Origin of the sequence: Pseudoalteromonas rhizosphaerae (assembly GCF_028885455.1) — a bacterium.
Lineage (GTDB): Bacteria > Pseudomonadota > Gammaproteobacteria > Enterobacterales > Alteromonadaceae > Pseudoalteromonas > Pseudoalteromonas rhizosphaerae.
In genome coordinates this window covers 1,712,503-1,724,855 of the sequence record NZ_CP118496.1, presented here as the reverse complement: position 1 = coordinate 1,724,855, position 12,353 = coordinate 1,712,503, and the positions used below count along the sequence as shown (strand labels likewise).

The window sequence follows — 12,353 nt, the reverse complement described above, 5'->3', positions numbered from 1 at the left end:
TCAGTTCCTTAACAAGGCGTTAGCTATATTTCGTTAGGATTCGTATAAATGAATGGATTTGATCAATATATAAAACCCAGTAAAAAGAAGTTTGAAGCCGACCCATTTGGTTATAGCTCACTCGGAAGAATACGATGGGGGGTATTAGCAGAAATGGCAGGATTCGAACATATTGATATCGAAAAGCCCGCTACTGCGGAAGAATTAAAAAATCCTGTATTATGGCTTACTCAAGCTGAAGCCCTCAGTAAAGCCGCATCCATAGTGATAACAAGTAACCCTGAATTTGAAAACTTCCCAGAGAATATGCGTGGGATTTGCGATGGTCAATTCAAAGCAACTGGTTTAATGCTTGTTGGTTATAGCTTGGAAATTTGCTTAAAAGCTATGCTGATAATGATAAAAGGTATTGATATATACATCAGCGAAGAAAAAAAACACCGACATCACAAGCTTCATAAGTTGGCTGATTTTGTGCCTAACCTATCTGAAAAAGATATGGCTATTTTGGAGTTGCTAACTCATTATGTTTATTGGGCTGGCCGTTATCCTGATCCAGGTTACGGATTTGAGCAGAAAACTGAACAAATTTTCGACTTAGCAGAAAAACATCAAGTAACAGTCAAAGAGATATTTCAATTAGCAGCTAAAGTTATGGGGCATGCTATAATCGTGGCGAATGAACTATGAGTAAGGTATAGCTAATAAACGCAACAAGTGAAAGGACTGCTAACTTGTTTCTGGACATAAATGAGTTTGCAATACTCAAATTTATATTACCAAAATAATGGGCTAAAAATTGTTTGGCTATAGTTGGGAACGCAGGAACCGAAGCGAAACTGCCAAGCATTGCGAATCACTCTTAAATGCTTTGTTAGCAGCGTTTTCCAAGTATGCGCTTTGCCCTTTCTAGCACATGGTCAAACGTCATAATAGTCAAGTTGTGGTAGCTGCTATTTAAAACTCGAAACGCCTGCTGCTGCTCACGATTCCAATCATTCGAACGACCGTATATTAAAGTACATCTAGGCTTAATGGTCTTCACGTAACCCACCCTTTCCATGAATTTTACACTGTTTGCCTCTAGTTCAATTTCATGTATGTAAGACTGGGATTGTGTAATCGCTCTAATTAAGTCAGAGTGCGGGTAATAATTATTATGATCAAGACCTGAAGCCCAGAACTTTAAACCGCCCTCTGGCCGCTTGATTTCAACCACATCGAGGAATCCGTCATAACTTTCCATTAGAAAATCTGAAATGTTATGAGTATCAATTGCTCTTTCATCTAAAACTTTGACAAAGTCGCTACCTAAAACCCAACTATTGGTTTCAAACCAGTTTTGCCATACATTTTCAGTAAAATCAGATTCTAGTAGATATTGAAACTGATCGATTGCACGAGATTTTCTTGCATGCTCTAAGCCTAACTCTAAGTCTTCTGGTATTACATCGTTGTCCAATAGAAACTGAAGCATCCCCTTTTTGTCTGGCAAATTTAAAAGTTGTTTAATTTGCTCTGCATTTGAGGTGTCGTACGGGTTATCTAAAGGCAAAAAAGCTTTCGTCCCCTGCTTGAAAGGTTCGTAATTTGTTGAAATGAAATCTATGAGATTGCTGAACTCTTCACTATCCAGCGTAAGCTCACTTTTGGGACTATCTAATTCTAGTGTTTCACTATCAAGCCAACCCTTTGTAATGGTCAACAAATTCTGTAGAGATTCTAAGCGGCATTTTTTAATTCATTATATTTCTGATGTGGCGTCATATAATTAAGCGTAGAATGCCTACGTTTGTAATTGTAAAACTGAATATAACTGTCCACCTCACTTATAACTGAATGATGATTTATAAATGACAGGCGATTCAGTCGCTCTGTTTTTAAACTTCTAAAAAATCGCTCCATTACTGCATTATCCCAACAATTACCTCGACGACTCATACTTTGTGTTATAGTTAGTTGTGATAACCGAGCTCTAAACGAGGCCGCAGAATACTGACACCCTTGATCGGAATGAAACATCAGTTGATTAAAAACCGGCTGTTGACGCTTAATAGCATTATTCAATGCTGCTATAGCCAATTCAGCATTTGGGCTTGTTGATAAGGCATACCCTACAACTTCCCTCGTTGATAAATCTAACACACAGGCCAAGTAACTCCACCCTTGGTGATTCCTAATATAGGTAATATCACCGACCCAATGCGTGTTATGTGAATCAGGGTTAAACTCTCGTTTTAAGAGGTTCTGTGCGTACTTATGTTCATCACCTGAATTAGGGTAGTAATGTTTTTTCTTCGGCCTGATGGCTTTTATATTCAACTTTTTCATCAGTGCCGCTGTTTTATATATTCCAATCGTATGATTTAACGCATTCAATTCAACGTGCACTCTGCGTCTACCATACGTATAACCGGAATCGTCAGCGATAGATTCAATTAACGCCAGCAGTGCCTGCTCTGACTTATTTGGCGTGACTGGCGCATAGTAATAACTACTTGTACTGACTTCTAAAGCACGACACAACTCAGATACCGTATAGCTTGGGGTCGCTTTCTTCAACGCTTTAATTACTTTAAATTTTGATTGTCGCGAATGAAGAAAGCGGTGGCTTTTTTTAATATATCATTATCCCTTAAAGCGCGCTGTAGCTGCTTCTCTAGCAATTGAATACGTTGCTGCTCAGGTGTTAGTGCTTGTACATTTCCCGGGCTCTTACCATCTAGCTCAGATAGATATTGTTGCTTCCAACGTGATACTGCTGACTTTCCTGCGCCAGACATCTCTTCAATTTGCTTATTGGTATAACCTTCTTCTACCATTAATTTGGCATATTCAAGTTTTTGTTGTGCACTGAGTGTTACTTTTGATTTTCTGGTCATAGTGATACCTTTTTGGTTTAGCTCATTTTACGCTATAAACCTCTCCAGTTTCATTAGACCATTACACTTTGGCTTATTATACCGACCAAGCTTCAAGAACACTTCGTCTTCTGAGGTGTTATGAGGGATTTTCCAAAATATTGCTCGGGTTAACACTCTAGGTTTATCACGAATTATTTTAGCTAATCTATCTTTAATTTTTGCCATGATACCTCTTTATTTCTTCATAGCTTACGCCGCCATAAGCGGCGCGAGCGTCCGGCGACCGTAGAGATCGAGTTTAATGGCTTTGTTAGGCGATTTCATGTGTAACCTCGAACCCTATCTCTTTAAGGCTCAAATTGATTAGGTTTACATCAACTTCTTCTGCTCTTTCCCTTAACTTCTCCCAACGATCTGTGACAATACTGGTTTTAGTATTTGTAACAACAACCAAATTAAAGGTTGGCTTTTTACCAGTAATTGAGGAGTAAGAATTCACTTGATCGCTAGACCGCCTGATGGATTGATTAATAAACATAAAGGCATGATCAGGGTTTCGGGTCCACTTGACCTCAAAGATAGTGTCTGCTTTATCTCGTCCATTTGTAACAACCCCATCGAATTCAACTGATTGATTGTTCTTTCTAAAGCGCACGCCTCTTTCAATGCGCCCATATTCCTTTGACAAGTAACTGAGGGCTTTTTCCTCAACTTCAAATGACAACTTCATCCTTGATGTATTAGAAAGCTCTTGTAATTTTGAAAGGTCAATTTTAGTGATTGTAGATTCTTCCGATTCTGACGGCTGCTCCGAGGTGTATTCCTCTTCTATTGCTTCCTCAGCTTTTCGGCGAATATTCTCAGCCTTACTTAGAGCTTCTTTCTTGTATTTGAAATAATTCTCATCTTTTCTGATTATGGCCGCCAAGTTCTGTAAAAACTCCAGCTCAGTAACAGCAGTTGCAACTATAAAAATAGCGGCAAAATATGTAGCCCAATGAGAAGAAAAGAAAGCTAGTGATGCTACAAGCATGATAGAAAACAACTTAGTCGCATGGCTTCTTTGCTTCTGCAAAAAAGTGATAAATAAGCACAGAATCGATACTAGAAGTACAACAGTACCGATGAAGCTTGCATAATTATCTGGTGGCACGATGTATTCCATTTTTTCAGCCTAACATTTTAGCATTTATGCGACACGCATTTTTTGTTGCATAATCGCTTGTTGGACTGAGCCGCTACCTGCTCGTTGTGTCAGAGTTGGTGTTGTTTGTGCTATGGGAATTTGCTTTTTGGTGGCTCTCACTTTCCTAGCTAATTTAATCAGCTTAGCTAGTATAATTTAAGCTTTCCCTGCATTGCTCAGCGCTTTTTATGTAATCATTACACCTAAATTTGCCTTAATAAGCAATTATATTTTTACGCACACAGAGGCCACTAGCCTGAGCAGTTAAGCAAATTAATTTACATAGCAGCCTTTGCTGTTAATTCGTTCGCTCTACTTTAGTCGCCTCTGCATCCAAGTTGAATACACTCATTAACAGTAAGATACCACCTTACTGTACTGACAAGAACAATGCGGTATCAGTATCACGCTTTCTGTTTTCGGCTCTTTTGCTTTGGATAAGCACGTCTCCTGCGACCTTATCAGCGCTAATTTCCGCTTGCGACAAGCATTAGCTAAAAAACCATAATGGCGAATGCATAAACCATTTAGACAACAAATCTACATTGATGTTCTACAGCAAGGCACAAACGGTGTTGCTAGCTCTTTGAGCAAAATTGTCTAGCTTGTTTTGGGGCAAAGATGAACTATATTTAGAACCCGCCCTTGGACAAAAACGTTTCAGAGCCGACAAGTAGCTCCGTGCTAAAAATAAACATTATGGTGTAATTCGTTTTTAGCTCTTCGTGCAATAAGTAATTCAGCGGAATATCACTTATAACTTTGAGTACTGTATAGTATTCTAGTTAAAAAAGTTTCATGGAAGGTGGGTATTACAATGACGTATATTTTGAAAACAAAAATAAAAAACTTCAAGAAATTCAGGAAGTATGAGGTTCAATTTGACCCCAAAAGAAATATTCTAATTGGGGATAATGAAGCAGGAAAGAGCACTATATTGACTGCTATTGAGCTTGTATTGAGTGGCAGCAGAAGCAAGGTAGAGAGCTTGGGTATCGAAGCTTTACTTAATGCCAGTGTTGTTTCTGAATTTCTAGCGGGTGAGAAGAGTATAGACCGCCTTCCGAGTCTTCATATTGAATTATTTCTAAATGAAACAGATAACCCAGATCTCAACGGTAGAAACAACAGTGATGAAACTTATGCTGACGGGCTGCAATTGATCTGTGAGCCGAACGAAGAGTTAAGCGCGGAGATACGGCAAGTTTTGGATACTGAAGGTGATAACTTTCCTTTCGAATTTTACGTTGCCAAGTTTATTACGTTCAATGGGGATGCATACTCCAGTTATCGGAAGTTTTTGCGCTTTCTGTCTATTGATAGCACTCAAATTAACAACGAGTACGCAAACAGTCAGTATGTAAAAGCCATGTATGAAGCGACCGTAGAGCAACCTGTGCGTTATAGTCTAATGAATGAATATAGACAGCAAAAAAGTGCCTTCAGGGATACCCAACTAAATGTGATTAATAATGACTTAGAAGGGTACGATTTTGCTATCCGCTCTGGCTCAAAGTTCAATTTGGAAACTGACCTAACTCTAACAGAGGAAGGCATTCCTATTGAAAATCGTGGTAAAGGAAAGCAGTGCTTTATAAAAACAGCGTTTGCATTGAGAGAGCGTGATGAAGGCAAGAGAATCGATGTCTTGTTACTAGAAGAGCCTGAGAACCACCTTAGTCACACCAGCATGTATAAGCTAATTAGTCAGGTAGAGAAGGCTCATGATAATCAGGTGATAATTGCAACCCATAGTAGCCTAATTAGCTCTAGGTTAGATTTAAGAAAGTCGATCTTACTGAATAGTGCAGCAATCAGACCTGCTACCTTGACAGACCTCACGAGGGATACCGCTAAGTTTTTTGCGAAAGGCCCTAACCATAATATCTTAGAGCATGTCCTTTCTGAAAAAGTAATTCTTGTTGAGGGTGATGCGGAATATATTCTGATGGAGTGCTTATACGAGCGAACGAAAGGTCATCCACCAAGCGAGGATGGTGTTCATATAATCTCCGTTGGTGGTACTAGCTTTAAACGATATATGGAAGTTTCTAAGTTGTTGAATATTAGGACGGCGGTGATCCGTGATAATGACAGTGACTATCAGAAAAACTGTATAGATAATTATGATGATTATCAAGCAGATTGTATAACAGTATGCGCTGACCCAGATAACACAAGAACAACTTTTGAAATATGCATGTATCAGGATAATAAAGATATATGCGACGGCTTGTTTTCAGGCGGAAGAATCCAATTAACACCGCAACAGTATATGTTGAATAACAAAACTACCGCAGCATTTAGGTTACTTGACGAGAAGGCGAATGAAATCACTGTACCTCCATACATTAGAGAGGCCATTGAATGGATAAGCGAGTAGTACTAGCAGTTGCAGGATCGGGGAAAACACAACATATAATTGATAAATTAGATATAAATAGTCGTGCGCTGATTGTTACTTACACTGTAAATAATACTACTAATCTAAAAAAGCGTATTTTAAAAAAATTTGGAGTAATACCTAAAGGTGTGCGTGTTTACACCTATTTTTCATTCCTAATGTCGTTCTGCGTGCGACCAATCGTTGGTAACGACATTAAGATAAAAGGGATTAGCTATAGTGAACCGCCTAAATTTGCGAAACGCAACACTCACGGACATTACTTCAGCCAAGGATCCCGACTTTACCATAGCCGTATTGCGAAGATGATGATGGATTGTGATGGTGTGTCTGACATCTCTGCGCGTATAGAAAAGTATTTTGATTTCTTTTGCGTAGATGAAGTTCAAGATTTCGCAGCTAATGATTTCAATTTGCTTTGTCAGTTGTCGAAAATGGATGTGGAGGTATTATTCGTTGGTGACTTTTTCCAACATACTTTTGATACTAGCCGAGATGGTAATATTCAAAAAAACCTACATAATAACTATGAAGCATATCTTACCAAGCTCAAAGATTCAGGATACATAATCGACTTAGATACACTCGCCCACAGCTATAGATGTAGCCCTACAGTTTGCAGGTTTGTTACCGAGCAAATTGGCATCACAATAAACTCCCATCGACAAGATGAAGTCAATATTGCCCTAATTGACGATACTGAACAAATTAAGAGGTTATTCTCTGACGATTCCATCGTTAAATTGTTTTTTAAAGAAAGCTACAAGTACGTTGGAAGGACTGACAATTGGGGAAATACAAAAGGCTTGGATGATTTCACTGACATCTGCATAGTTCTAAATCCGACCACATTCACAGCCTATACAAAAGGACGATTGGCTACTTTGGCACCATCAACGTTAAACAAGCTATACGTAGCTTGTACAAGAGCTAAAGGTAATGTGTATTTTGTCTCACAACGATTACTAGACGGGCACAAGAAATAAGTTAGATTTTATGCCGGCTTTTCACTCAAAGCAGACTTTTAGAACATTTACGTTAACTCCTTTTGGGGCAAGGGCGAGTTATACTTATAACTCGTCTATGGACAGAAACGGGGTAAGCGTCTAGCAAAGTGCACCTGCCAATAGCTCATCAAACCGATTAAGCTATTTCCGAATTTCAATGAGGAGATAGTCATGAGAAAAACACGTAGCCTTGAGCAGTGGCGTAACATTATCGAAGAACAACAAGCCTGTGACTTAACTATTACTGAGTTTTGTCAGCAACATGCGTTATCTAAAACAAGCTTTTATGCCGCACGAAGTAAGCTTAATGAATCATCAGGCAGCTTTGTACGCGCTAAAGTAGCTAAACACGTTGACGCCACCGAACAGCAACTGTCGATTACCCTCGAAGTCGGTAAAGTAAATGTCAGTTTGCCTCCCACAACGCCTGCATCTTTTCTAGGCCAATTACTACGCGAGCTTGCCTGATGAAAATGTTTGTTGAACCCGCGCATATTTACTTGCATCGTGACGCCGTGGATTTTCGAAAGTCCATTGATGGTCTGGTCGCACTCGTTGAAAGCGAGCTTGAACGTGATGCTTACACTGGCGCATTATTTTTGTTCTGCAATAAAGCGAAAGATAAACTCAAGCTGGTTTACTGGGATAAAACGGGGTTTGCTTTGTGGTACAAGCGATTAGAAAAGCAAAAGTTCAAATGGCCAAGCAAAGTCAGTCTGCAAGAATTTGAACTCAGCGCTCAACAATTGGCGTGGTTATTGTCTGGGTATGATGTACTTGGCCATGAAGAATTGCAGTATCAATCGATGATCTAATCGATCATATTAACAGTAAATGATCGTTGCCACACCGTCTGTTTTATCTTTGCGTCAAGCAAGAAAACAGCGTCAAATTCTGTTAAATTGCGAACATGAAAATTGATGCACACTCACTTCCTGACGACCCAGAACAACTCAAGCGCATGCTGCTTGAGTTGCAACAAGTCGTTGTTAAAAAAGATAAAGAGTTAGCTGAAAAAGATGCGCAAATTCACGAATTGCTGCAAGCTTATAACGCTAAGCTTGCCAAAGAGTACGCAAAGAAATCTGAAAAGATGCCCGGTGCAGGCGAAGTATTCAATGAAGCAGAAGACATTCTTGATAAACATGATAAAGCGCTATTGGCCACATCGGCCTCAGTAAAGACAGAAAAAGCCAAACCGAAACGCCGCCCACTGCCGGCTCAGTTACCTCGAGTTGAGGTCGTTGTTGACCTTGATGAAGGTGATAAAAAGTGTGATTGCTGTCAAAGCCCCCTTCACAAAATGGGTGAAAGCAGCAGTGAAGCACTCGAGTTTGTGCCAGCGCATATCAAAGTAATCAAAACGATTCGTCCAAAATACGCATGCCGTCATTGTGAGCGAGAAGGGATTGAAAGTGTAGTAAAAACCGCCCTAATGCCCGCAACAGTCATTCCAAAAAGCATTGCAACGCCCAGCCTGCTGAGCCAAATAATCATGTGTAAATACCAGTTTGGTTTACCGCTTTATCGCCAAGAAACGCTATTTGCTGATATCGGTATTGAGTTGAGTCGGCAAACCATGTCGAGCTGGATGTTGCGCTGCGCAGACCTGTTGTCCCCTCTGTATCAACGCTTAAAAGACGTGTTGTTATCTCAACCGGTTATTCATGGCGATGAAACCCCGCTCAACGTTATTAACGCAGAGAAAGCGACCAGCTATATGTGGCTGTATTGTTGTGGCGATGATAAACCGGGTAAAGGCACTAATATTGTCCTGTTTGATTACCATAACAGTCGCGCAGGCCAATGTGCGGTTGATTTCCTTGATGGTTACGAAGGCTACATGCATGTTGACGGCTACAAGGCTTACGAGCAAACGAATGCAACACTGGTCGCGTGCTTAGCCCATATACGCCGTAAATTCATTGAGGCCAAAGGCAATAATAAAAAAACCGTCAAAGCAGATGTAGCACTTAACCTTATTCGCAAGCTCTACGGTATTGAGCAAGCCATCAAAGATAAAACGGCCGATGAAAAATTCAAGATTAGGCAGAGAAAAGCCAAACCAATTGTTGATGAATTGTATCAATGGTTACTCAAGCACAAAGATAAAATCCCTCCCCAAATGGCGCTAGGTAAAGCAATTACCTATGCGATAAATCAGTTTGAGAAATTTCGGCGTTACCTAGATGATGGCAGGCTCAGTATTGATAATAACCGAGCAGAGCGAGCCATAAAACCGTTCGTAATAGGGCGAAAAAACTGGCTGTTCTCAAATACCTGCAATGGCGCGCATGCCAGCGCCATACTCTATAGTCTTGTTGAAACCGCAAAGGCAAATGACCTTGTGGTGCATGACTATATCACTACTAGCTTACAACATATTGCGGAGCAGCCAGATAACCTTGAGCCACTGCTACCTTGGAACATTAAGCAAGCTAGGTGTCGTTAGCCATACGCTTACGAAACGGGTTACAGTATTGCCCCTTTCTGTGTTAGGCACTGAATCCTTTCTACCGCCTAAAAGTTGGGCAACAATAGTTTTCTAATGGCACCATGTAACGCTTAAATTTAGTGTAAACGAGAAAAGTTTATTTGCTAACGACCGGATTTTCGGGGAAAGTTACATTCCATTTCCCCCTTGTTTAATCAACAGTAAATGTGTGCATCTACTTTAACTGTGACTTTACCTTCTTTATCGATAAATTCGAATTCAAACGCATTACCCATGTTCTCACCTAATGGCGTCAACTCTTGATTAATCTCAGGGTTGTAGAGAGTAACAAGAGTTTGACTTTCTTTCGTGTCATAAACGTAGAACGCATCTAGCGGCTCATCGGAAAAAACCAGATGATGTTTGACATCTTTATAATCATCTATGTCTTTTGAGCTTGTAAAGTTTTGCCAGTCCTTGTGAGTCATGACTAAAAGGTGTTTGTTTTCTAAGGCTTCAAAATCTAATGCAGATAATGATGAGCCTTTTTTAGTTATAATTGTTCGGGCTATTGTATTGTAAATACTTTCGATAAACCTATAGCTACTAGAAGCGTATCCTACCCCCGTGTTATCCAAGAATCTCTCTCTTTCATATGACTTTGAAGGGAACTTGAAAGGCACTTGTTTATCTTTGCTTAGCGATACGAAACTAAATAGTGGAAATTTGTCCGCTAAATTCTGCCCCTTCATCAAAATACCATCTATGTATGACTGCTTGATTGCCTCGCTCAGCGGTTGTGATTTCCTAATTTCTATTAGCTGATTGTTTAGGTACTTTTGAATTTCCCTGAGTATAGGGATTACAATGGAATTGAAGTCAGCTTCTTCATGTTTAATATGTAAGCGTATGGCTAACGACACCTAGCTTGCTTAATGTTCCAAGGTAGCAGTGGCTCAAGGTTATCTGGCTGCTCCGCAATATGTTGTAAGCTAGTAGTGATATAGTCATGCACCACAAGGTCATTTGCCTTTGCGGTTTCAACAAGACTATAGAGTATGGCGCTGGCATGCGCGCCATTGCAGGTATTTGAGAACAGCCAGTTTTTTCGCCCTATTACGAACGGTTTTATGGCTCGCTCTGCTCGGTTATTATCAATACTGAGCCTGCCATCATCTAGGTAACGCCGAAATTTCTCAAACTGATTTATCGCATAGGTAATTGCTTTACCTAGCGCCATTTGGGGAGGGATTTTATCTTTGTGCTTGAGTAACCATTGATACAATTCATCAACAATTGGTTTGGCTTTTCTCTGCCTAATCTTGAATTTTTCATCGGCCGTTTTATCTTTGATGGCTTGCTCAATACCGTAGAGCTTGCGAATAAGGTTAAGTGCTACATCTGCTTTGACGGTTTTTTTATTATTGCCTTTGGCCTCAATGAATTTACGGCGTATATGGGCTAAGCACGCGACCAGTGTTGCATTCGTTTGCTCGTAAGCCTTGTAGCCGTCAACATGCATGTAGCCTTCGTAACCATCAAGGAAATCAACCGCACATTGGCCTGCGCGACTGTTATGGTAATCAAACAGGACAATATTAGTGCCTTTACCCGGTTTATCATCGCCACAACAATACAGCCACATATAGCTGGTCGCTTTCTCTGCGTTAATAACGTTGAGCGGGGTTTCATCGCCATGAATAACCGGTTGAGATAACAACACGTCTTTTAAGCGTTGATACAGAGGGGACAACAGGTCTGCGCAGCGCAACATCCAGCTCGACATGGTTTGCCGACTCAACTCAATACCGATATCAGCAAATAGCGTTTCTTGGCGATAAAGCGGTAAACCAAACTGGTATTTACACATGATTATTTGGCTCAGCAGGCTGGGCGTTGCAATGCTTTTTGGAATGACTGTTGCGGGCATTAGGGCGGTTTTTACTACACTTTCAATCCCTTCTCGCTCACAATGACGGCATGCGTATTTTGGACGAATCGTTTTGATTACTTTGATATGCGCTGGCACAAACTCGAGTGCTTCACTGCTGCTTTCACCCATTTTGTGAAGGGGGCTTTGACAGCAATCACACTTTTTATCACCTTCATCAAGGTCAACAACGACCTCAACTCGAGGTAACTGAGCCGGCAGTGGGCGGCGTTTCGGTTTGGCTTTTTCTGTCTTTACTGAGGCCGATGTGGCCAATAGCGCTTTATCATGTTTATCAAGAATGTCTTCTGCTTCATTGAATACTTCGCCTGCACCGGGCATCTTTTCAGATTTCTTTGCGTACTCTTTGGCAAGCTTAGCGTTATAAGCTTGCAGCAATTCGTGAATTTGCGCATCTTTTTCAGCTAACTCTTTATCTTTTTTAACAACGACTTGTTGCAACTCAAGCAGCATGCGCTTGAGTTGTTCTGGGTCGTCAGGAAGTGAGTGTGCATCAATTTTCATGTT

Annotated in this window: 11 protein-coding genes; 6 read left to right on the top strand and 5 right to left on the bottom strand. The window is 40.4% G+C overall.

Translation table 11 applies throughout. The features are described from left to right. The first annotated feature begins 48 nt into the window (after positions 1 to 48). Positions 49 to 690, top strand: coding sequence for a hypothetical protein (locus PVK79_RS07375; RefSeq protein ID WP_257326780.1), 642 nt, complete (start codon positions 49 to 51; stop codon positions 688 to 690). Positions 691 to 874: 184 nt separating this feature from the next. Here PVK79_RS07375 and PVK79_RS07370 read toward each other — a convergent pair whose 3' ends face one another. The 3 genes from PVK79_RS07370 to PVK79_RS07360 form a co-directional block, all read right to left on the bottom strand. Next, a complete protein-coding gene (locus tag PVK79_RS07370) occupies positions 875 to 1,705 on the bottom strand; it encodes a Shedu immune nuclease family protein (RefSeq protein WP_257326779.1) in 831 nt (276 codons plus the stop codon). A gap of 17 nt (positions 1,706 to 1,722) precedes the next feature. Further along, positions 1,723 to 2,882 (bottom strand): IS3 family transposase gene (locus tag PVK79_RS07365; protein WP_257324972.1). Its coding sequence is split into 2 segments (ribosomal slippage): positions 1,723 to 2,609 and positions 2,609 to 2,882, totalling 1,161 coding nucleotides; the frame shifts between segments, so codons are not numbered across the junction. Positions 2,883 to 3,174: 292 nt separating this feature from the next. Next, positions 3,175 to 4,029 carry a hypothetical protein gene (locus PVK79_RS07360; RefSeq protein WP_257326778.1) on the bottom strand — a complete coding sequence of 285 codons (855 nt, stop codon included), beginning with the start codon at positions 4,027 to 4,029 and terminating at the stop codon, positions 3,175 to 3,177. Between the two features lie 838 nt (positions 4,030 to 4,867). On the opposite strand from PVK79_RS07360, the gene PVK79_RS07355 reads away from it, so the two are divergent. The 5 genes from PVK79_RS07355 (at position 4,868) to tnpC (PVK79_RS07335) (ending at position 9,913) form a co-directional block, all read left to right on the top strand. After that, complete coding sequence (locus tag PVK79_RS07355) at positions 4,868 to 6,433, top strand: ATP-dependent nuclease (protein WP_257326777.1); 1,566 nt, start codon at positions 4,868 to 4,870, stop codon at positions 6,431 to 6,433. Next, a complete protein-coding gene (locus PVK79_RS07350; RefSeq protein WP_257326776.1) occupies positions 6,418 to 7,440 on the top strand; it encodes a DEAD/DEAH box helicase family protein in 1,023 nt (340 codons plus the stop codon). Before PVK79_RS07355 ends, PVK79_RS07350 begins: the two co-directional genes overlap by 16 nt. A 192-nt stretch (positions 7,441 to 7,632) precedes the next feature. Then, positions 7,633 to 7,929: an IS66 family insertion sequence element accessory protein TnpA gene (gene tnpA, locus PVK79_RS07345; RefSeq protein WP_257324133.1), complete on the top strand. Its 297-nt coding sequence runs from the start codon at positions 7,633 to 7,635 to the stop codon at positions 7,927 to 7,929. Then, the gene (gene tnpB, locus PVK79_RS07340) at positions 7,929 to 8,276 is read left to right on the top strand and encodes an IS66 family insertion sequence element accessory protein TnpB (RefSeq protein WP_257324134.1); all 348 of its coding nucleotides are present in this window, start codon (positions 7,929 to 7,931) and stop codon (positions 8,274 to 8,276) included. The genes tnpA and tnpB overlap by 1 nt, the downstream gene beginning before the upstream one ends. A 95-nt stretch (positions 8,277 to 8,371) precedes the next feature. Then, complete coding sequence (tnpC, locus tag PVK79_RS07335) at positions 8,372 to 9,913, top strand: IS66 family transposase (RefSeq protein WP_257324135.1); 1,542 nt, start codon at positions 8,372 to 8,374, stop codon at positions 9,911 to 9,913. 197 nt (positions 9,914 to 10,110) lie between these two features. On the opposite strand, the gene PVK79_RS07330 is transcribed toward tnpC (PVK79_RS07335), so the two are convergent. Next, complete coding sequence (locus PVK79_RS07330; protein WP_274804073.1) at positions 10,111 to 10,818, bottom strand: hypothetical protein; 708 nt, start codon at positions 10,816 to 10,818, stop codon at positions 10,111 to 10,113. Further along, positions 10,809 to 12,350: an IS66 family transposase gene (gene tnpC, locus PVK79_RS07325; protein WP_257324135.1), complete on the bottom strand. Its 1,542-nt coding sequence runs from the start codon at positions 12,348 to 12,350 to the stop codon at positions 10,809 to 10,811. The genes PVK79_RS07330 and tnpC (PVK79_RS07325) overlap by 10 nt, the downstream gene beginning before the upstream one ends. Positions 12,351 to 12,353 lie beyond the last annotated feature (3 nt).

Bases quoted from the DNA above. Each gene is read 5' to 3' on its own strand.
- PVK79_RS07355 (WP_257326777.1), top strand. From the start codon at position 4,868: ATGACGTATATTTTGAAAACAAAAATAAAAAACTTCAAGAAATTCAGG.
- tnpC (WP_257324135.1), bottom strand. From the start codon at position 12,350: ATGAAAATTGATGCACACTCACTTCCTGACGACCCAGAACAACTCAAG.
- PVK79_RS07375 (WP_257326780.1), top strand. From the start codon at position 49: ATGAATGGATTTGATCAATATATAAAACCCAGTAAAAAGAAGTTTGAA.
- tnpB (WP_257324134.1), top strand. From the start codon at position 7,929: ATGAAAATGTTTGTTGAACCCGCGCATATTTACTTGCATCGTGACGCC.
- PVK79_RS07360 (WP_257326778.1), bottom strand. From the start codon at position 4,029: ATGGAATACATCGTGCCACCAGATAATTATGCAAGCTTCATCGGTACT.
- tnpA (WP_257324133.1), top strand. From the start codon at position 7,633: ATGAGAAAAACACGTAGCCTTGAGCAGTGGCGTAACATTATCGAAGAA.
- PVK79_RS07350 (WP_257326776.1), top strand. From the start codon at position 6,418: ATGGATAAGCGAGTAGTACTAGCAGTTGCAGGATCGGGGAAAACACAA.
- tnpC (WP_257324135.1), top strand. From the start codon at position 8,372: ATGAAAATTGATGCACACTCACTTCCTGACGACCCAGAACAACTCAAG.